Source organism: Corallococcus silvisoli (assembly GCF_009909145.1).
GTDB classification, from domain to species: Bacteria; Myxococcota; Myxococcia; order Myxococcales; family Myxococcaceae; genus Corallococcus; species Corallococcus silvisoli.
Map to the genome: position 1 here is coordinate 324,391 of NZ_JAAAPJ010000005.1, position 20,417 is coordinate 344,807.

17 protein-coding genes are annotated in these 20,417 nt (G+C 70.9%); 10 read left to right on the forward strand and 7 right to left on the reverse strand.

All coding sequences use genetic code 11. The features are described 5' to 3' along the window. Positions 1–19 precede the first annotated feature (19 nt). The 3 genes from GTY96_RS10330 to GTY96_RS10340 all read right to left on the reverse strand — a co-directional run bounded on the left by GTY96_RS10330 (position 20) and on the right by GTY96_RS10340 (position 4,412). The gene (locus GTY96_RS10330) at positions 20–3,076 is read right to left on the reverse strand and encodes a CHAT domain-containing protein (RefSeq protein ID WP_161664622.1); all 3,057 of its coding nucleotides are present in this window, start codon (positions 3,074–3,076) and stop codon (positions 20–22) included. Next, entirely contained in the window at positions 3,073–3,627 is a 555-nt protein-coding gene (locus GTY96_RS10335; RefSeq protein WP_255442079.1) for an RNA polymerase sigma factor, read from the reverse strand. The genes GTY96_RS10330 and GTY96_RS10335 overlap by 4 nt, the downstream gene beginning before the upstream one ends. Before the next feature lie 164 nt (positions 3,628–3,791). Continuing rightward, on the reverse strand, positions 3,792–4,412 hold the full coding sequence (locus tag GTY96_RS10340; protein ID WP_143900902.1) for a hypothetical protein: 621 nt from the start codon (positions 4,410–4,412) through the stop codon (positions 3,792–3,794). 118 nt (positions 4,413–4,530) lie between these two features. On the opposite strand from GTY96_RS10340, the gene dgcN reads away from it, so the two are divergent. The 4 genes from dgcN to GTY96_RS10360 all read left to right on the forward strand — a co-directional run bounded on the left by dgcN (position 4,531) and on the right by GTY96_RS10360 (position 9,834). Next, a complete protein-coding gene (gene dgcN / locus GTY96_RS10345; RefSeq protein WP_161664623.1) occupies positions 4,531–5,544 on the forward strand; it encodes an N-acetyltransferase DgcN in 1,014 nt (337 codons plus the stop codon). Between the two features lie 54 nt (positions 5,545–5,598). After that, positions 5,599–6,327, forward strand: coding sequence for a YebC/PmpR family DNA-binding transcriptional regulator (locus tag GTY96_RS10350; RefSeq protein WP_143900905.1), 729 nt, complete (start codon positions 5,599–5,601; stop codon positions 6,325–6,327). Positions 6,328–6,456: 129 nt separating this feature from the next. After that, the gene (locus GTY96_RS10355; protein ID WP_143900907.1) at positions 6,457–8,088 is read left to right on the forward strand and encodes a DUF2339 domain-containing protein; all 1,632 of its coding nucleotides are present in this window, start codon (positions 6,457–6,459) and stop codon (positions 8,086–8,088) included. Positions 8,089–8,205: 117 nt separating this feature from the next. After that, a complete protein-coding gene (locus GTY96_RS10360; protein WP_143900909.1) occupies positions 8,206–9,834 on the forward strand; it encodes a cell division protein FtsK in 1,629 nt (542 codons plus the stop codon). A 135-nt stretch (positions 9,835–9,969) separates the two neighbouring features. Here GTY96_RS10360 and GTY96_RS10365 read toward each other — a convergent pair whose 3' ends face one another. Further along, positions 9,970–10,485, reverse strand: a complete 516-nt coding sequence (locus GTY96_RS10365; RefSeq protein WP_143900911.1) for a DUF302 domain-containing protein — start codon at positions 10,483–10,485, stop codon at positions 9,970–9,972. 221 nt (positions 10,486–10,706) lie between these two features. Between GTY96_RS10365 and GTY96_RS10370 the strand changes: the two genes are divergently transcribed. The 5 genes from GTY96_RS10370 to GTY96_RS10390 all read left to right on the forward strand — a co-directional run bounded on the left by GTY96_RS10370 (position 10,707) and on the right by GTY96_RS10390 (position 16,054). Beyond that, positions 10,707–12,317, forward strand: a complete 1,611-nt coding sequence (locus GTY96_RS10370; RefSeq protein ID WP_235685515.1) for a patatin-like phospholipase family protein — start codon at positions 10,707–10,709, stop codon at positions 12,315–12,317. A gap of 19 nt (positions 12,318–12,336) precedes the next feature. Next, complete coding sequence (locus GTY96_RS10375) at positions 12,337–12,516, forward strand: DUF3293 domain-containing protein (RefSeq protein WP_143902117.1); 180 nt, start codon at positions 12,337–12,339, stop codon at positions 12,514–12,516. Between the two features lie 130 nt (positions 12,517–12,646). Continuing rightward, a complete protein-coding gene (locus GTY96_RS10380) occupies positions 12,647–14,611 on the forward strand; it encodes a bifunctional metallophosphatase/5'-nucleotidase (RefSeq protein WP_161664624.1) in 1,965 nt (654 codons plus the stop codon). Between the two features lie 374 nt (positions 14,612–14,985). Continuing rightward, the gene (locus tag GTY96_RS10385; protein WP_143900917.1) at positions 14,986–15,387 is read left to right on the forward strand and encodes an MGMT family protein; all 402 of its coding nucleotides are present in this window, start codon (positions 14,986–14,988) and stop codon (positions 15,385–15,387) included. Positions 15,388–15,508: 121 nt separating this feature from the next. After that, the gene (locus GTY96_RS10390) at positions 15,509–16,054 is read left to right on the forward strand and encodes a M15 family metallopeptidase (protein ID WP_161664625.1); all 546 of its coding nucleotides are present in this window, start codon (positions 15,509–15,511) and stop codon (positions 16,052–16,054) included. Positions 16,055–16,073: 19 nt separating this feature from the next. Here the strand turns inward: GTY96_RS10390 and GTY96_RS10395 are convergent, their stop codons facing one another. Next, positions 16,074–16,766: a discoidin domain-containing protein gene (locus GTY96_RS10395; protein ID WP_143900920.1), complete on the reverse strand. Its 693-nt coding sequence runs from the start codon at positions 16,764–16,766 to the stop codon at positions 16,074–16,076. A gap of 631 nt (positions 16,767–17,397) precedes the next feature. Here GTY96_RS10395 and GTY96_RS10400 point away from each other — a divergent pair. Continuing rightward, the gene (locus tag GTY96_RS10400; RefSeq protein ID WP_143900922.1) at positions 17,398–18,750 is read left to right on the forward strand and encodes a sigma-54-dependent transcriptional regulator; all 1,353 of its coding nucleotides are present in this window, start codon (positions 17,398–17,400) and stop codon (positions 18,748–18,750) included. Between the two features lie 14 nt (positions 18,751–18,764). Here the strand turns inward: GTY96_RS10400 and GTY96_RS10405 are convergent, their stop codons facing one another. Continuing rightward, on the reverse strand, positions 18,765–19,601 hold the full coding sequence (locus tag GTY96_RS10405; protein ID WP_161664626.1) for an amidohydrolase family protein: 837 nt from the start codon (positions 19,599–19,601) through the stop codon (positions 18,765–18,767). Between the two features lie 7 nt (positions 19,602–19,608). After that, the gene (locus tag GTY96_RS10410; RefSeq protein WP_143900926.1) at positions 19,609–20,304 is read right to left on the reverse strand and encodes a GIY-YIG nuclease family protein; all 696 of its coding nucleotides are present in this window, start codon (positions 20,302–20,304) and stop codon (positions 19,609–19,611) included. Positions 20,305–20,417: the final 113 nt, after the last annotated feature.

The window sequence follows — 20,417 nt, forward strand, 5'->3', positions numbered from 1 at the left end:
CGGCGATATTCGTGGAGGCCTATTCGAACGCGACCAGGTCCTGGACCCACGTCGCGCGGCCCTGCTGGAGCCACCGCTCGCGGGTGTCCCGGAGCGCCTGCGCGGGGGGCTCGCCGCGGCGCAGGGACTCCAGCAGCCGTTGGAAGAAGGCGCCGGCCTCCACGTCCGGCACCTCCGTGGAAGGCGCGACCACCGCGCGCGCGCCGGCCTGGATGAGCGCGGAGGGCAGGCTCCACACCGCGTGGTAGCGCCATGCGCCCACGTTCGCGTCGCACGCGGCCAGCAGCACCACCGGGGCCCCGCGGAGCGTGTGCCCCTCCAGGTCCTCCGCGGTCAGCGCGTAGCGGCCCGCCGTGTCCGGAGACAGCACCAGGAAGGCCGCGTCGGACAGGCCCGCGCCGGAGAGGCCGTGCGTATGCAACTCCACCTCCGTGGCGTCCTCCATCTCCGCGAGCACCGCGTCCGGCGTCGCCGCGCGGCCCCGCAGGTGGACATCGCCCGGCGCCGCGACGCCCTTCCAGGGCATCAGGCGCGGAAGGCTCAGGGCCGCCGGCGGCTCCACGTCCGACACCACCAGCCGCTTGGACGTGGGGGCCACGGCCGGAGCCTCCACGCGGTGTCCCCCAGGGGCGAGGTAGCTCCAGGCCCGGTCCGCGGGCAGCAGCCCGGGGCGTCCCTGGAGGATGGGCTCCGCGAGCACGCGGACCGCGTCACAGCCGGAGAGCAGTTGGAGGATCCGCTCGGGCACCGCCGGCACCCGTTCGCGCAGGGGCCGCTTCAGCGCGTGGAGGTACACCCCGTCGCTGGCGCCCGTGGGGCCCCGGGCGACGAAGAGCAGCCGTTCATCCTGGCCGGCCAGCGCCAGCAGGCATGACGTGGGCGCGGTGCGGTCCACCTCCTCCGCGAGCAGCTCCACGGCCGGGCCCCACTCCTTCGAGCGGCCCGCGTCCATCACCAGCACGTGGTGGCTGTGCGCCCAGGCCTTGCGCGCCTCGATGTCGGTGGAGCGCCGGAGCGCCGACCCGGCGATGACGCCGCGCAGGAGCTTCTGGCCCGCCTCGGGGTCGCGCTCGATGAGGATGCGCCCCTCCAGGTGGTTCACGAGCAGCTGGTCCCCGGCCGTCAGGGACGGGTCCTCGCGCAGCACGCGGATGCGCTCGCGCACCCGGTCCAGCTCCCGGCCCGGCACCGCGGTGCCCTCCAGCCGGAGCAGGTCCCCCGCGACGGCGATCTCCAGCAGCGTGGGCGCCGTCGGACAGCCCAGGGCGTCCTGCACCTCGCGCCGGGCCGCCTTCGCGTCCAGGTCCTCCACGGCCAGGAGCGCCCGGGCGTGGTGGTACTCCGAGCGCCGCGCGCAGTCCTCGGGCGCGTGCTGGACGTACTCGTCCAGATACGCGCGGGCCAGCGCCGGCGCATGGCTCAGCCGCGCGCTCGTCACCAGGTCCGAGAGGAGCACCTCCTCCTGGAACCAGCTGTCGGTGCGGAACGCCTCCTCCAGCGCCGAGCGGGCCAGCTTCTGCGCCTCCTTGCGGCGGTCCAGCCGGTTGTAGAGCGCCGACAGGTGCTGCTGGAGATCCACGCAGCGGTACTGGAAGCCCGCGCTCCGGCACGACGCCAGCCCCTCCTGGAGGGACTTCTCCGCCGTCTGGGTGTCGCCCCGGGCCAGCGCGGCCTGCGCACGGCCGCGGGCGAGCGGGGCTTCGTACCAGGCGGGTTCGCCGGACTGGCGCACCAGCGTCGCCAGCTCCTCCACGAACCGGTCCTCCTGGCGCAACAGCAGCACCGCGCCCAGCAGCAGATCGCGCTCGCCGGAGCGCCGCAGCTTCGCGAGGAACGCGTCCGCCTCCGCGCCCACCAGCGTCCGCGTGCCGGCCAGCACCTCGCGGTAGGTGTCCGCCAGCGGGCCCCGCTTGCCGAAGTCCGCCGCCGCCACGCGCGCCACGTAGGCGCTGGCGGTCTTCGTCCGCGAGGCGTCATCCAGCACGTCGGCCAGCGGCGCCAGGGCGCGCACGCGCGCCACGGACGGCGCCGCGCGCAGCGCATGGTAGAGGTACAGCCTCGCCAGGTCGGGGTTGCGCCGCGCCATCGGAGCCGGGTACGGCGTGCCCTCCAGCGCCAGCGCCATGCCGGCCGTGTTCATCGCCTGCCATGAATCCCGCCGCGCCAGCGCGCCCTGGCGCAGGCCGTCCGCGCGCTCGGTCGCCTCGGCGCTCCAGCCCGGCTCCTTCGCCTGGGCCACGCGCTGGAACTCCGCCGCGGCGGCCAGCTCCAGCGACAGCGCCTGGAGCGCGAGCCCCCGGTTCCAGTGCAGGCGCGCGTCGTCCGGCGCCGCCTCCAGGCCGGCCTCCAGCAGCCCCAGCGCGCGCTCTGGCTGGCCCTGGCCCAGCGCCGCCAGCGCCCGGTCTCCCAGGACGGCGGGGGACGACGGCAGGCGCTCCAGGATGGGGGCCGCGCGCGCGAAGTCCCTGGCGGCGAGCCACGCGGTCGCGACGCCGTGCAGGTCCCCCTTCGCTTCCAGCGCCGCCAACGCGGGCAGGTTCAGCTCCGGACGCCCGTCCGCGCCGCCGCGCATCGTGCCTTGCGCGCGGTAGTCCGCGAGGCCCGGGTGGCTCAGCCGGCCCTCCAGCGGACGCGCGGACGCGACCGCGAAGGGCAGCTCGCGCTCCGTCCCGGACTCGCGCCACGGACGCACCACCGCGAGCACCGCGAGCACCACGGCGGCCGCCGCCGCGGCGAACCCGGCCACGCGCCGACGGTCCCAGGCCGGCGTCGGACGGGAACGCGGGCGTTCGGACCGGCCGGGCGGAGGCGCCACGGGGCGGACCGCGCCGAGCACCTCCCCGGACCGCGCCTCCGCGCCAGGGCTCCACCCGAACGAGTCCCCGGGCCGCGCCTCCGGGCCGGACGCGGCCCGGGCCTCCGCGGCGGCCTGCACCGCGAGGCTCGCCTGCACCTGGTCCTCCAGGTCGGCCTGGCAGCTCTCGCAGTCCACCAGGTGGACGCGGAAGGCCTCGGTGTCATCGAGGGGGAGCTCTCCGTCCACGAAGGCGGCGAGCTGTTCACACGGGGAGCTCACGCCGGGCCCCCAGCGCTTCCCTGCCCTGCGAGGAGCAGCTCCTTGAGCTTCTTGCGGGCGCGGAACAGGCGGGTGCCCACCGTCATGGACGGGATGCCGAGCCGTCGGCCGATCTCCGCGTAGCTCTGTCGCTCCATGTCCTTCATGCGGACCACCTCGCGCAGCTCCGGGGGAAGCTGTTCCACCGCGCGCCACACGTCATCCAACGTGTAGCGCGCCCATGTCTCCGGCGGGGCTTCGGCTTCCGCCAGGGTGTCCCCCATCGCGTCGGTGAACTCCTCCTGGGGGTGGCGCCGGTCGTGCCGGCACCAGTCGAGGAATCGTCGAACGAGGATGGACGCCAGCCACGCCATGGGGGGCGCGGACCGGTCATACGTATGAAACGCGCGGAAGGCCCGCTCGTAGGTCTCCTGCAACAGGTCCTTCGCGTCCGACGGGTTCCGGCCCCGGCACAGGATGCGGGCCCGCTCCTCCAACGCTGGCGCGCACCGCGCGACGAGCGCCTGGAACTCCGCGACGTCCTCTCGGGAGGCCGGGGAAAGCTCCTTCACGGAGGGGGAGGACTCCCCGGGCCGGGGGACGGCGCTGGGCGATCGCGGGCGGAACACCACGGGGCCGTTCCTAGCAGGAGCGGACCCGGCCGCGAAGTCCGTCGACACCCGGATCTTCGGTTCCCACCCGGTGGGTGGGCGATCCGGGACGGCGGCCTGGAGGGCTAGCAGGGGCCCGTGCCCAGGCGCACGCCGGTGCGGACCCGGGTCTTGAACACGCCGAGCGCCGCCCCCAGGCCCGTGACGCGGATCTTGCTGTAGCCCGAACCTCCCGAGCCGATGTTGAAGCGCAGCCCGCAGTGGGCCGGCCAGAAGAGGGTCGCGGGGTACCAGACGCCATTGGTGGTCAGCTCCCCCAGTCCCCACCAGACGCCGCCCTTGTACCCGAACGCCGCGCCGGAGATCGCCAACCCCTTGCACGCGCTCTCGGTGACGTTCGAGGTCGCCGGGATGACCTCCACGAACGGCTGGGCGAAGTTGCCCCCCAGGCCGGTGACCTCGGTCACGAAGCGATGGGGACACGACGGCTGATCGTAATTGCTGTCATTGGAAGCCGCCGCCGAGTCCGAATACGAGCAATTGGGAATGACCGCTGTCACCACCGCGCCGTCCGGCTGCGCCAGCACCACGTCCGAACCCACGCACGACTCGTCCAAATCCTGCTCCTGGCTGGCGACGGACTCGTCCGTGACGCCCGCGGCTGCGTGCTCCTCGGCCAACGGACCTCCACAGGCGGCACAGAGCGAGGCGGCGAACAGGAGGGCGGCGGACGGGGTGAGGCGCATGGCATGCAACTCCGCGAGGGCGGGCCCTGAAGCGGGCTCATGCCTGTTACGTCCAATGCCGCGCTTATTCCCCCGGGCCATTTCCACGCCGTTTTTGGGCCGTGCTAAGGCACCGCCCGTGGACATCGACAAGCCCTACCTGCTGTTCCTGGGAGACGTGAAGGATCAGCTCGCGGCCAAGACAGCTCACGGCATCGTGGACTGGCGGCCGGAGTGGTGCGTGGGTCAGCTGCGCCTCCCGGGCTGCGCGGCGGACTGTGGCCTGGTGGACATGGACCTCGCCCAGGCGAAGGCGAGGGGCGCGCGCACGTTGGTGGTGGGCGTGGTGAACCCCGGGGGGGTGTTGGCGGATGCGTGGGTGGACACGCTCGTGCGGGCGCTGGAGGCCGGGCTGGACGTGGCCACCGGGCTGCACAAGCGGCTCTCCAGCTTCCCCGCCGTGGCCGCGGCGGCGGCGCGACACGGGCGCAAGCTGCACGACGTGCGCTTCCCGGACCGGGACTTCGCCACCGGCCAGGGCACGAAGCGGCCCGGGCTGCGCGTGCTGACGGTGGGCACCGACTGCGCGGTGGGCAAGAAGTACACGGCGCTGGCGTTGGAGAAGGAGCTGCGGAGCCGGGGGTGGAAGGCGGACTTCCGGGCCACCGGACAGACGGGCATCCTCATCTCCGGCAGGGGCGTGGCGCTGGATGCCGTGGTGTCCGACTTCGTCGCGGGCGCGGCGGAGTGGCTCACCCCCGCGAACGACGTGGATCACTGGGACGTGGTGGAGGGCCAGGGCTCGCTGTTCCACCCCTCCTTCGCGGGCGTCACGCTGGGCCTGCTGCATGGGGCGCAGCCGGACGCCTTCATCGTGTGTCACGAGCCCACGCGCACGCGCATGCGCGGCGTCAGGCACCCGCCGCCGTCCATCCAGGACGTCATCGACCGCACGGTGCTGGAGGGCCGGCTGACGAACCCCGCCATCCAGTGCACCGGCATCGCCCTCAACACCGAACAACTGGGCGAGGACGCCGCGCTCGAGCTCCTGGAGGCCACCGGCCGGGCGCATGGCCTGCCCTGCGTGGACCCGCTGCGAACGGGCACGGGCCCCCTGGCCGACGCGCTGGCGAGCCGCTTCCCGCGCGGATGACACCCTTGCGGAAACCCATCCTCCCGGGACGGGCCACGGTATATTGAGGAAACCATGGGACGCATTTTCGAGACACGCAAGGCGACGATGTTCGCCCGCTGGAACAAGATGGCGAAGGTCTTCACGCGCATCACGAAGGACATCGTGATCGCGGTGAAGGCCGGCGGGCCGAATCCGGAATCCAACCCCGCGCTGCGCCGGGCCGTCCAGAACGCCCGCGCCGCGAACATGCCGAAGAACAACGTGGACAGCGCCATCAAGCGCGCCAGCGGCCAGGACCAGGCCGACTACCAGATCCTCCTCTACGAGGGCTTCGCGCCCCACGGCGTGGGCATCCTGGTGGAGGCGGCGACGGACAACGTCACGCGCACCGTGGCCAACGTCCGCTTCCCCTTCACCAAGCTGGGCGGGAGCATGGGCACGGCGGGCAGCGTGTCGCGCCTCTTCGAGCGCATGGGCGCCATCCGCCTGGCCGCCGAGGGGCTGAACGCGGAGGAGCTGGAGCTGGAGCTCATCGACCACGGCCTGGAGGAGATGGGCGAGACCACCGGTGAGAAGGGCGAGAAGCAGCTGCTGCTGCGCTGCAAGTTCTCCGACTTCGGCAAGCTCCAGGCCGCCATCGAGGCCAAGGGCATCTCCCCCGTGTCCGCGGAGTCCGAGTACATCCCCCTGCCCGGCACCCTCAAGGAGCTCCCCGAGGAGCAGGCCACCGAGGTCCTCAAGCTGGTGGACATGCTGGAGCAGGACGACGACGTGCAGCACGTGTTCCACAACCTCGCCTGAAGCACCGGCGCCCGGCCCCCGCGTGAGTCTTTCCCGGGGGCTGGCGCGCCACGCCTGGAATTGAAGATGTGCTGGGCTTGTGCTTGAAGGCAGCGAGGGCCGGGAGCACGCGGATGCGCGAGGAAGTCCATGTCGGACGAGGGCGGTGAGCAGGACCTGCGGGACACGGTGAAGCGGCTGGAGGCGACCGTCTCCGCGCTGGAGACGCGGCTCGCCACGCTGGAGGGACAGGGAGCACCGCGTCCACTGTCCCCGGCCGCTGTCGTCACGCCCCCTCCCCCCGCCCCCGAGCCGCGGGACCTGGAAGCGCACGTCGGCACCTATTGGTTGAGCCGCCTGGGCATCGTGGCGCTCATCATCGGCATCGCGTACCTCATCACGTACCACTTCGGGGAGCTGGGGGTGCTGGCGCGGGTGGGCGCGGGCTATCTGTTGAGCGCGGGGCTGGGCGGGTTTGGGCTGTGGCTGGCGCGCAAGCACCAGCTCTTCGGACGCATCGTCTTCGGTGGCGGTCTGGCGCTCGCGTACTTCGTCACCTACGCGCTGCACTTCATCCCCGCGGTGCGGGTCATCGACAGCGAGGCGCTGGCGCTGGTGCTGTTGGCGGCGTTCGTGGTGGCCATCGTCACCATCGCGCACCGGATGCAGTCGGAGACGGTGGCGGGCATCGCGCTGTTCCTGGGGCTGCACACGGGGATGCTCAGTGACATCACCGCGTTCACGCTGCTGTCCACCACGCTGCTCGCGGCGGGCGCGCTGTTCTTCCTCGTGCGCAACCGCTGGGTCATCGTTCCCTTGTCCAGCCTCGTGGCGGTCTACAGCACCCACGTCGTCTGGGCGGTCCGCACGGGCCACATGGCCCCCGGGGCTCCCGAGCACGACCGGCTGCTCTTGAGCATGGGCTTTCTCTCGCTCTACTTCCTGCTCTTCTCCGCGGCGCTGCTCGTCCGGCCCCGCGACCTGCCCCTGCGCGCGAGCCTGGCCTTCACGCTGCTCAACTGGGTGGGCCTGACGTCCCTGGGGGCCTACGAGGTCTCCCGGGAGCAGGACTCGCGCCTCTTCGCCTTCCTCCTCGTCGTCGCGCTGGCGCACGGCGCGGGGGCGGGGGTGGCCCGGCTCCAACGCGCGCCCGTGGCGCTGATGCATACGTACCTGGCGCTGGGAGCGGTGACGCTCGCGCTGGCCATGCCCGCGCGCTACGACGACGTCGCGCTGGTGGCGGCGTGGACCGCGACGGGGCTCATCGCGGGGCTCGCCGCGCGCGGCGTGGGTTCGCCGGTGCTGCGCGGCGTGGGCGTGCTCATCCTCTTCGTGGCGCTGGCCGCGTGTGAGTGGGAGACACCGGGGCGGATGACACCGCTCCTGGGGCTGGGGGTGGCGTTCGTGCTGGTGGAGCGCGGCGGGACGGTGCGCGTCTCCGGGCGGGTGGAGCCCCAGGTCCACCCGTTGTTCACGGCGGTGTGCGCCGTGGGCGCGGGGCTGTCGCTGGTGGCGCTGGTGGGCGCGAGGATGCCGTCGGGGCTCGTCACGCTGGGCTGGGTCATCGCCGCGTTCCTCCTCTTCGGCGTGGGGTTCGCGCTGCGCGAGCGTTGGTACCGGCTGGCCGCGCTGGCGGTGCTGGGGCTGTCGCTGGCGCGGCTGGTGCTGGTGGACGTCGCGCGGCTCCCGCCGGACCAGCGCGTGCTCACCTTCATCCTCCTGGGCGTGATGCTCCTGGTCGTCTCATACACATACACCCGACTGCGCGACCGGCACGGTTGAGGCCATCCGGCTCGCGGGAGCGAGGGCCTCGCGCCTGACGCGGCATCCCGTTACGATTGTGAAGCTGGATTTCAGCGACAGCGCGCTGTCGCCCGGGTCCACCGTCACGGAGATGTCATGCGCCGGTCCCGCTTCCATGCGCTGTTGCCCGCCCTCCACCCTGGCGTGCTGGGCTTGATGGTCTGGGGGGGCGTCGTGACGCAGGCGGGCGGTGCCCCTCGTCCCGAGCCCGCGCAGGAGGAGCTGGCGAGCGAGTTCTCCGCGATCTCTGGCGGCGACATCCTCTTCGTCGGCAACAGCTTCACCCACGGCAACGAGGCGCCGGTCTATTCGTACAACAAGGCCGCGGTCACGGACCTGAATGGCTCCGGCGTGGGAGGGATTCCAGGCATCTTCAAGAAGATGACGGTCCAGGCGGGGCTCTCCTTCAACGTCAGCCTGGAGACCGCCAGTGGACAGACGCTCCGCTGGCACCAGGTCAACCGGGCGTCGATCATCGGCCAGGCGAACTGGGACGCCGTCGTCTTGCAGGAGCAGAGCGTGACACCGCTGCCCGCGGCCCGGGGTGGCGCGCCGGCGAACTTCATGGATGCCGCCCGCGCGCTGCGCGCGTTGGTGCTGTCCAGCAACCCCGCCGCGAGCGTGTTCCTCTATGAGACGTGGTCATCGCCCACGTCCGTCGGCACGCAGGGCTACCCGAGCGGGACCCCGGGCTTGCAGGCGATGCAGGCCGACCTGCGCGACGCCTACTTCAAGGCGTACCGGGACCTGGGCTTCACGGGGGTCGCCCGGGTGGGCGATGGCTACATGCGCGCGGTGGAGCAGGGACTGGCCGACCCGAACCCCGCCGATGGAATCACCCCGGGGATGTTCAACCTGTGGAGCGCGGCGGACAGCCGCCACTCGAGCAAGTACGGCAGCTACCTGTCGGCGGCGGTGCTGTTCGCGAAGATCACGCAGGCCGATCCCCGCAACCTGGCGACGGGGGCGGGCAGCGCGGCGGCGGACCTGGGGATCAGCGCGACGGAGGCCAGCGAGCTGCACCGCGTCGCGTATGAGATCTCCTCGCTCGCCGACCCGGTCGGGACTCCTCACACCCGGATGCCGGTCACGGGCGCGACCTTCACGGGCGCGGTGACGGCGGGCACTCCGGCCCAGCTGACCGGCGCCGCGCAGCTGGCGTCCGTTACCACGGCGGAGGGCACCTTCACCCAACTCGTGGGCGCCACGGCCAACGCCATCACTGGCACCAACACGCCCAGCGCACGGGGCTCGGCGCCCGCCAATGCCAACGCGGCCGCCTCCGGCCTGGGCATCCACGACGGCGCGAACAACGTGGGCGCGGGCAACTTCCAGTTCGGCATGGCCTTCACCGCCAAGACGCGCTTCTTCATCGTCGACAGCACGCTGGCCTCCGCGACGATTGGCGACGACACCACCGTCACGTTGATCAACGCGTCCAACCAGCCCGTGGGGACGTATTCGCTGTCCCTGCTCGCGAGCGACTTCACCGCGTCGGCCGCGGGAAACACCTCCACCTCGCTGGCGACCGTCTCCTACACGAGCGGTGTGCCGAGCATCACCGGCAACCCCGTGGGCACGGTGCCGTCGAAGCTGGGGGCCGTGTCCTTCTCCTTGTCGGACCTGGGGGTGACCGACGTCGCGAGCGTCAGCGGCGCCACCGGCCTCCGGCTGACCAGCGCGACGCTGGATCCGAACGTCGTCGGGCTCTACACCGTCCCCTGATCCGGCGGGAGGCATCGCAGGCATGCGCTCCGCCGCGCGGTCATCTTTTTCTGGAGAAGGCGCTGGCCGGCTGATTCACACCTCCGGTCATTCGGTCGTTGCCCAAAGCGAACCGAGACCGTGACTCGGCTGTCGTCAGATGCCGGATGACGTGAGGAACGCCTCGACCTTCGCGTCGAGCGCTTGCGCCGCCACGAGGAGCTCCCGGTTGTCACCCACGGCAATCAACGACGATGGCCGGACATAGGTCACGGTGCATCCAGCCGCGGGCACGGCCTCTTCGATGAGGAGCTCGACAGGCACGAACAAGCCCGCCGTCGCGTCATGCCGCAGCATCGTGGCCGCGATGATGGGATTGCCGAAGATCCAGCGCACCAGCCGTCGGTGGATCCCCACCCGGTGCATCCACGCACCGTGGTCGATCTCCGCCATGAGCACGAAACCGCTGCCGCCGAGCAAGGGACGCATCCGCTCCTCGAACTCCTGGGCGGACCCGGTCTCCATGCTCAGCCGCGCGATCTCCGGCACCGTGACCTCTCCAAGGCGGGAGCGAAGCCGACTTCGCACCTCGTCGAACGCGAGCGTGCTCCGATGGGTCACTCGCACGCCCGTGAAGGGCGTGGCCTCGGGGCCAGGCACGTGCTTCGTCATGGGGAGCGTCCTTTCGGTCCACGCCTGAAAGATACGACCGGCCCTCATGACCGGTACCCCTCGCAGCGCACGCGAGCCGTGCGGCCCCCGTTCGCCTGAGCGGCCTGCGCCGCGTCCGCCTCCCCGCCACGGTGGGGTTCGACACGCACCTCCGTGGGTGGGGGGCGCTGAATCTGGCCTAAGCTCCCAACGCCCTCCCCGCCGTTCCCCTGGACCTCTCCATGAGCCAAGCCACCCCGCTCCCCGCCCCCGAGCAGCACGGTCCGCTCGGCCCCCTCGCGCTGGCCCTGTCCGGCGGCGGCTATCGCGCGGCGGCGTTCCACCTGGGAACGCTGCGCCTGCTGGACACCGTGGGACTGCTGCCCGACGTCGTGGGGCTGTCCACCGTCTCTGGCGGGACGCTCCTCGGGCTGGCCTGGGTGGTGAGCCAGATTGACGGCACCCCGTTCAAGACGTTCCACGAGGCCTATTCGGCCTACCTGAAGCGCACGAACGTGATCGCCGAGGCGCTGACCGGGCTGACCTCGGACCGCGAGCACGGCAGCCATGCCTGGGCCAGCCTGATCCGCTCCGCCGCGGACGTCTACGCGCGGCCTGACTTCCTGGGGGACCGCCGCTTCGGAGAGGTGCTTGGCGCCAGCGGACTCCCACTCCAGGAGGCCATCTTCAACTCCACCGAGTTCCACACGGGCCTGGACTTCCGCTTCCGGCGCAGCGGCAACCCCAACACGATCCTCGGCAACAACGGCTACCGGCTGCCCCGCACCGTGGCCCCGCACATCCGGCTGGCGGACATCGCGGCCGCGTCGTCCTGCTTCCCGGGTGGCTTCGAGCCGCTGGTCTTCCCGCAGCAGTTCCACTGGCCTGAAGGCTTCCCGCTCGAAGCCGCGCGCGAGGCGCTGGGACCGAAGTTCCAGGACGGCCTGCCGCTGATGGATGGCGGCATCTACGACAACCAGGGCATCGACAGCCTGCTCCTGGCATACGACCGCGCCGAGTCCCCGCCCACGTTGCTCATCTCCGACGTCAGCACGCAGGATCCGCAGATGTACAACGTCCCCGAGAACCCGACGAAGCGGGGCTGGGTGACGCTGAACGGGGTCTCCTGGCTCGCATGGGGGCTGCTCCTCCTGGCCCTGGCCTCCGCCGCCATCCTGGCGTGGCGCGGGTTCGACGCCGTGAGCTCGGGCACCTGGGCGCCCCGGGACTACCTCCTGTACCTGGTCCCCGGCGTCCTGACCGCGGCGGTGGCGACGGCGCTGTTCTGGGTCCGCGCCCGGCTGGACGACGCCACCGCCCTGCTCAAGAAACAGATGAACCTGGACGTCTGGCCCTCGTTCAAGAAGCTCACGGTCCCGGAGTTCTCGCAGATGCTGGTGCTGCGGGCCTCGTCGCTGATGGCCCTGACGTCCAAGGTGTTCATGAAGCGCGTGCGCGGGCTGGTCTTCGGAAGGCTGTATCAAGACCCCCGCTTCAAGAACCAGCGCGTCTCCAACCTCATCTCCGCGCTCACGGTGGACCGCCCCAACCTCTTCTCCCGGCACCCCTGGATCAAGCCCGAGGCGCGGCTGGTGGCCCAGGCCACGCAGGCCTGCCAGATGCCCACCACGCTCTGGTTCACGGCCGACGCGCAGTTCACCACGGTGGAGTCCACGGGCGCGGCCACCGCCTGCTTCGTGCTCCTGCGCCACCTGCTCGACCACCACGCGGGACAGTTCGAGTCACCGGGTCGTCCGCTGCACGAGCTGTACGTTCGGCTGAGGCAGGAGTGGGCGGCGTTCAACCCGTCCAACCCCCTGCCAGGGGAGCCCCAGCGGTCCATGGCGGCCTAGAGCGCCGAACAGGTCGGGTATTGGCGAGGCCGAGGACCGCGGTTGGTCCGAGCAGAGCCTCATCATCCCGGGACTGCCCCGCGCGGAGGCGGAGCGCTTCGGTCGCGCGCACGGTCAGGTGGCCGTCCTGGCGGATCGCACCGGAGGTCCCGCGGAGTTGCTGCTGTGTGGCAACGAAGCGCCGCCATCCGCGCCATGAGCACGGGCAACAGCCGCGGACCCGTGTCGAGACGAAGTCGGGGCGCGAGCTTCACCGCGCCACCATGAAGTCGCGCCATCGTCCACGAACCAGAGTAGGTTCCCCCTCCCTGTTCGCTGGAGCTCCGTCGATGCCACAAGCCACACCGCGCTCGTCACCTCTGGGAGCGCGTCCCAGCGTCTTCCTGCTCGCCGGAGCGTTCGTCACCGGCATGTTCCTCTTCGCCCATGGCGGCTGCGGAGGTGACGAGTGCCAGGACGCCGCCGACTGCCGCTTCGATCACAGCACACCGGCCGAGGGCAAGGAGTGGGTCTGCGAGGACAAGCGCTGCGAGCAGCATCCCGTCCAGCAGCCGCCTCCGGATGCGGGCTCGGACGCGGGGATGCCCGACGCGGGGACGCCCGACTCGGGGACGCCCGACGCGGGGATGCCCGACGCGGGGATGCCCGACGCGGGGAGACCCGACTCGGGGATGCCCGACTCGGGTCCCACCACGGTGAGCGTGCAGGTGCTGGCGTTCAATGACTTCCACGGACAGCTCGAGGAGCCCGCGGGCCAGATCCTGACGGGCGTGGCCCCCGACGGTGGACCGGTGCGGGTGAACGCGGGCGGCGTGACGTACTTCGCCCGGCATATCGCGGCCCTGCGGGCCACCAATCCGAACACGGTGGTGGTGGCGGCGGGAGACCTCATCGGCGCCTCGCCGCTGCTGTCGGCGCTCTTCCACGACGAGCCCACCATCGAGGCGATGAACCTGATTGGCCTGGACCTGGTCGCGGTGGGCAATCACGAGTTCGACGAGGGCAGCACGGAGCTGTTGCGCATGCAGTCGGGCGGCTGCCACCCGGTGGATGGCTGCCTGGACGGGGATGGCTTCCCGGGCGCGAAGTTCAAGTTCCTGGCGGCCAACGTGGCCACGGGCGTGGACCGCACGCTGTTCCCCCGCTACGACGTGCGCGAGTTCGAGGGCGTGAAGGTGGCCTTCATCGGCATGACGTTGGAGGAAACGCCGGAAATCGTCACGCCCACGGGCGTGGCGGGGCTCACCTTCAAGGACGAAGTGCAGACGGTGAACGCGCTGGTGCCGGAGCTGCGGCGGCAGGGCATCGAAGCCATCATCGTGGTGGTGCACCAGGGCGGAATCGCGACCTCGGGCTCGCTGGTGAACGACTGCAAGGGCGCGGGTGCGAACGGCCTCATCTCAGGTGCCATCGTGGGCATCGCCAAGGGCCTCGACGACGCGGTGGATGTCATCGTCAGCGGCCACACGCATCAGGCCTACAACTGCGTCATCGACGGCAAGGTCGTCACGAGCGCCTCGTCGATGGGGCAGCTCGTCACGGACATCGACCTGACGCTGAGCAAGGCGACGGGCGACGTCGTGGAGGCGCGAGCGAACAACGTCATCGTCACCCGCGACGTGCAGGAGGTCGGCGAGGTGAAGGAGCTGGTGACGAAGTACCAGGAGCTCGTCACGCCGCTGGCCAACCGGGTCGTCGGCTGGGTGGCGCAGACGCTCAGGACACAGTCAGACTCCGCGGGCCAGTCCACCCTGGGCTACGTCGTCGCGGACTCGCAGCTGGAGGCGACGAAGCCCGCGAACCTGGGTGGGGCGCAGGTGGCCTTCATGAACCCGGGCGGCGTGCGCGCGGACATCGCCCAGGGCGAGGTCACCTACGGCGAGGTCTTCACCACGCAGCCGTTCGGCAACAGCCTGGTCACCCTGACGCTGACGGGCGCGCAAATCGGGCAACTGCTGGAGCGGCAGTGGCGGTCGTCGGGAGCCACCCTCATGCTGCTTCCGTCTGCGGGCTTCACCTATGCGTTCAGCGCGTCGGCGCCCATCGGAAGCCGCGTCGACCCGGCGTCCATCCGGATCAACGGCGTGCCAGTGAGCCTGACGGCGGAGTACCGCGTCACCGCGAACAACTACCTCGCGAGTGGGGGTGATGGCTTCTCGGTGCTCGCCGAGGGGAAGAACCGGCTGGGTGGCGCCGTGGACAGCGACGCGCTGGAGGCATACCTGAAGGCACACAGCAGCCAGGCGAGCCCCTTGCCCGCCCCCGCGCTCAATCGCGTCACCGTGCGGCCCTAGAGCGCCGGACAGGTCAGGTCACGACGCGCGAAGGTGACGCGCGGCGACTTCGAGGTCTGGGTCGAGCGCTCCGAGAACCGACCGCCAGCAGCGGTCGCTCGCAGACATCGGGAAGCCTCAGGAGCTTCTGCTCGCGGGCACTGCACTTCATCGTGGGCTTCCATCGGTCCAACCGGCACCTCCATGCGGAGGTGACCGGAGCACTCGGCGACGGCTCGCGTCGGCGGTGCTCGTAAGCGATCGATTTTCCCTCGGGCTGATTCCTGATCGGCGCTCTAGCTTCCTGAAGGGGAGCGAATGCCTGGAGTTTCGCGTGCATCAGGCGATGCCCTGCGTAGGATTCAGGCCCTCACCCGTCCCCCTCCGGAGGTCCCATGGCATCTCCCACCGATACGCAGGATCCCTTCGAGCGCATCTACCGCGTCTGCGAACAGGTGCCGGCCGGAAAGGTGGCCACGTACGGCGACATCGCCGCCATCGTGGGCGGCGGCTGTGATGCGCGCATGGTGGGCCACGCGATGGCGGCCCTGGGTTCGCGCGCGGCGAAGGTGCCGTGGCAGCGCATCATCAACCGCACGGGCGGCATCAGCACCTCCGGCCCTCGCCAGCGCGAGCTGCTGGAGGAGGAAGGCGTCGCGTTCGACGACAAGGGCCACGTGCGCATGGACGCGCACCACTGGGCGGGACCGAGCGACGCGTGGGCGCGCGCCCACGGCTTCAGCGTGCTGCCGCCCCGGGACGCGCCAGCCCCGGCCTCGCAGCTCAAGCTCTTCTGAAACACACCCCGCGTCGGGGCGTCCGGGCATCAGCCCGAAGCGCTCGGTGGGTCGGCTGCTTTTCAGCGCGGAATAAAGACGGCACCTTCAGGTCCTCGCCCACTCCTTGGACCTCCGAAGAATGTCCCCTCCCCTGCTCCCACGGGGCCTCGTGCTCCTGGCCTGGCTGCTGGCAACCCCTGGGTTCGCGAAGGACGCGAAGGTCGGCAAGGCCCAGGGGAAGGGCCCGCGGCTGGTGCGCATCCAGGGCGCCCACCGGCTCCACCGCGACGCGGCGGCGGCCTTCGAGCGCATGGCGGCGGAGGCTCGCGCGGCGGGGCGGACCCTGCTCGTGACGAGCGGGTGGCGTTCGTACCAGCAGCAGCGCTTCCTTTGGCGCCGCTACCGCAACGGCCTGGGGCCCAAGGCCGCGTGGCCGGGCCGCTCCAACCACAACCGCGGGCTGGCGGTGGATCTGGTCGTGGGGAGGGACATGGACTCCCCCACGTATGAATGGCTCGCGGCGAACGCGTGCCGCTTCGGCTTCCGGCGAACGGTCGCGTCGGAGCCGTGGCACTGGGAGTACCGGCCGCGAAGCACCGCGACGCCCCAGGACGGTGAGGACTGCCTGGGGCGTCCGGTGGAGAGTGAGCCCGCGTCAGCCGTGGTCCGTCAGGACGCCAGCTAGCGCGTGCGCCTCCGTCACCTCACTGGCACCTGCCGAAGCTGCACGTGAGCGGGAAGCCACACGTATTGCCGCAGCAGGGCCCGTTCCGGTAGCCGCAGGACTCGCAGCGGTTCGACACACCACACCCACCCTGCACGCAGTAGGCCCCCGAGCAGCAGGTTTCACCGATGTGGCCGCAGAACAGCTGACAGGTCCCACCGCTGCACGTGAGGACCCCTGAGCAGACCTGCCCCGGGCAGCACGTCTCGCCGTTGTAACCACAATGGGCCTGACCGCAGCCGAACAGCTCCAGCTTCCCCATGGAGACGACGACGATGCCCGCCGCCGGATCATTGTCATCCGTGATGTTCAGCCGGTACTTCAGGTAGCTTCCCGGGGACCCCACCGTATAGGTGCGGGTCTGCAGCCCGGGCCAGCCGGTCTCTCCCGAGCGCGTGTCCACCACCACCCAACCGCTGCCATTCCACCCCTCCAGCGTCCAGGCGCTGGGCGCGCGACTGGTCAGCGAGCCGTTGGCGAACGTGATGGCGTAGCTGGTGACGAGCCGGGGCGTGAAGTCCGTCCACTCGTAGGCGATCCACGCCGGCGTTTGATAGACGGCGGAGATCCACATGCTCGTGTTGGAGCTGTCGAAGGCCTGCCAGGCCTCATACGAGGAGTCATAGGCGCCTGACCGGGTGACACTGCCGCTGGGGGCCGTCGCGCTGGTCATCGCTGGCACCAGGCTGACGGTCGTCGAACAGCTCAGCGCGGCCTCGCTCGTGGCCAGTTCGGGTATCGCCGCGGCGCTCTCCTCTAGCGGCGCTCCAGGCGAATCGGTATTTCCACAGCCAAGGGCGAACAGTGAAAGCAAGGCACTTCCCAGGACGACGATACGGCCAGGATTTCTCATCGAGATGAGCCTCCAGGATTCGGAATGGTGAGCCTTTGATAACTCACACCCAGAGTCTCAGTTGCTTCACCCTCGATGTCCATCACCGCGCCCCCGCCCTCCCGTTCTTCCGTGGCGGACGCCGCGGCGCGCACGTGCGTGCGGTAGCGTTCCGGTGCGGGTGGATCGCCGGCTGGGCAGGGGATGCACTTGGGCACGAAGATGTCACCCAAGACGCGCTCCTTTTTCATCGCCAATGCGAGAAGCGTCGGGTGCCCCCATCCGCGATAAAAGCCGGCGAGCCAGACTGTATTCTAGTCGATACTCGGCGGGAGCGCGTCCATGAGCAGCCCGTGTATGAGGCATGCTGCTGGCGGGTCGGTATTGCCCGTCCAGGTTGGTGTTTGGATTGGAAGTCGAGCGCCTGGATTTGAGGGGGAGCCGTTGCGCGCCATCCGAGATCGGGTGCTACATGAAAACCTGGATTCGCTTCCTGGGGAGTCGCGCCACTCAACTCCGGCAGACGGTGCTGGGAGCCCTCCAAGGCTCGGGCCTCGAGATGGTGTCGCGCCCGGAGGAAGCTCCCCCTGGCCTCGGAGTGATTGTCTTCGATGAAGTGGAAGCGAACACGCTGGAAGCCGTGCGGGACTGCCGGCTGAGCCCTTCGACACGGGTCCTCGCGGTGGCCACGACGGGCCAGGGACTCGGTGAAGGGGCTTGCTGGCGGCTGCTTCAGGCGGGAGCCTCGGACGTGCTCGTCTGGGAGGGCGCGCGTGACGCGGCGGCGGAGATCGCCGCACGGCTGGAGCGCTGGCACCAGGTGGAGCGGCTCATCGAGTCGCCCGCCGTGCAACGGCGCCTGGTGGGCCGGGCCGCCACCTGGCTCCCGGTGCTGCGCCAGCTCGTGGAGGTGGCCGCGTTCACTGACGCCTCGGTGCTGCTGCTCGGGGAGAGCGGCACCGGCAAGGAGGAGATGGCCTGTCTCATCCACGAGCTGGACATGCGCCCGGACAAGCGGGAGCTGGTGACGCTGGACTGTACGACGGTGGTGCCGGAGCTGTCGGGCAGCGAGTTCTTCGGGCATGAGCGGGGCGCCTTCACGGGAGCGACGAACACCCGAGACGGGGCCTTCGCCCTGGCCCATGGCGGGACGCTGTTCCTGGACGAGGTGGGCGAGCTGCCCCTGGCCCTCCAGGCTCAGTTGCTGCGGGTGGTGCAGGAGCGTCTGTACAAGCGCGTGGGCTCCAACACCTGGCAGCGGACGGACTTCCGGCTCGTCTGCGCCACCAACCGCGAGCTGTCCCAGCAGGTCGCCCAGGGCGGCTTCCGCCGCGACTTCTTCCACCGCATCCTGAGCTGGGTGTGCCGGCTCCCGCCCCTGCGCGAGCGACCCGAGGACATCCTCCCGCTGGCCCAGCACTTCCTCCGGTCGATGCGACCCGACATGGCGCTCGAGCTGGATCCCCACGTGCGGGAGTACCTCCTCAAGCGCAGCTACCCGGGAAACATCCGGGAGCTGCGTCAGCTCATCGGGCGCCTCTGCAAGCGGCACGTGGGCACCGGGCCCATCACCGTGGGCGACATTCCCCCCGACGAGCTCCCTTCCTCCGAAGGGCTCGGGGACTGGCAGGACGTCTCGTTCGCGCAGGCCATCCAGCGCGCCCTGTCGCTCGGGGTGGGGCTCAAGGAGATTGGCCGGAGCGCCTCGGACACGGCCATCCGGCTGGCCCTCGCCGAGGAGCAGGGCAACCTCCAACGCGCCGCCCGGCGGCTGGGCGTCACGGACCGCGCGCTCCAGCTCCGCCGGGCCCAGCGCGACGAATAGCCGGAGTCATCGCCTCAGCATCCGCCGCCTCGGAGCGCATCGGGGGTCCAGGGGTCTCGCGGCTCTTCCTCCACCGAGGGGGCCGGGCCCTTCCAGGCAGACCTCCGCCCCAAGGGCCTTGGGCGGCACCGGCCCATCAATCGCAGCAGGTTGCCCCCCAACACGAGCTGCCGGTCCTTCGGAGACAGCTCCAGCGCGAGCACCTTGGCCAGCTCCACCCCCGGGTGCAGCCACGGGCCATCCGAGCCGAAGAGCAGCTTGTGTGCCCCGGCCCGCTCCACCGCCTCCTCCAGCAGGTCGAAGCGGCGCACCCCAGCGGTGTCGGCGTGGACGTTGGGCAGGCGCGCCAGGAGGTCCAACAGCGCGCGCTGCGCTCGCCAGTCGTCCGCGAAGCTGCCCAGGTGCGGGATGATGAAGCTCACCTCCGGGTACTCGGTGGCGATCAACTCCACACCGGAGACTTCTCCCATCACGTCGTAGAGGATGGGCAGCGCGAAGGCCCGGGCCACCTCGCAGATCTCACGGGAGATGCGCGCGTCGTAGCGGTGGACCTTGATGCCCCGGAAGCCGTAGCGCCGCACGGCCTCCTGGACCCGCTCGAAGACGCGCCCGCGGTCTCTCACGGCATGCACGAAGGCGAAGCCGTAGAAGCGCTCCGGGTGGCGTTTCACGAGGCGGGCCACCTGGCGATTCGCCGTGGCGTAGTCGGAGTGGAACGCGGCCAGCAGCACCGTGCGGGAGATGCCCGCGGCGGACGCGCGCCGCAGGTAGTCCTCCAGCGGCGCGGAGGTGTCCCAGGGGCCGGTGAGCCCGTCGCCCTTCCCGGCATGGCAATGGCAGTCGATGATCATCGTCGCGTCATCGGCGCTCGAACAGCTCGTAGAGCGCCTTGTCGGGGAGCGAGAGCGCGCGGTTGGCGATGCCAGGCGCCTTGGCGGCCCGGACGCCCCATGGATTCGGCGGGAGCAAGCCCTGGATGGAGACACCTCCTCTCACGCGGAACTGCCGGATGGAGCTCAGGTTGCGAAGGCGGCCCGCGGGGACGGCTCCAGAGAGCAGGAGCGCGCGGATCAGCGCATGCTCCACCGCCCTGCGAGCCTGTCGGGTGTTGGGCTGAATCGTCCCGAACCAGACCGTGATGGGCTTGGGCAGCAGCCCCCCCTTCTGGGTGAGCCCCATCTGGTAGAGGCTCAGCAGGCGTCCTCGCCAGCGCCCCTGGAAGCTGTCCGTCTCGCCCACGTAGAGGGGAAGCCCCTCCTCCTCCACGACGTACAAGCCACCTCCGGCGGGAAGCGCGGAGAACGGGTGGCGATCAATCTTCCGCACCGACCAGGAGAGGACCTTCGCGGTGACGGGGCCCCGCTGTGCCTCGAGCTCCTGCGACTCCGCGGGAGGGGGCCCGTCCTGCCCGGGCGGAGCGTCCGAGGGTTCCTCGGGAGGCGCCACATCCGGCGGCGGCTGCGCCGCGGCCACCGGCTCGACGCTGTCGGGAGGGGGCTCGTTCAGGGCCGGCTGGTAGAGCGGGTAGCCGTACGGCCCTCCGCCGTAGACCACCCAGGGGCGGCCCCTCGGCCACCGCCGCCCCGGCCTCGGCCCCTGCCCCTGCCCCTGCCCCTGCCCGGGGCTCCGCCACGCACGGGCCGGTCTCGAACCCGAACGCCAGACCT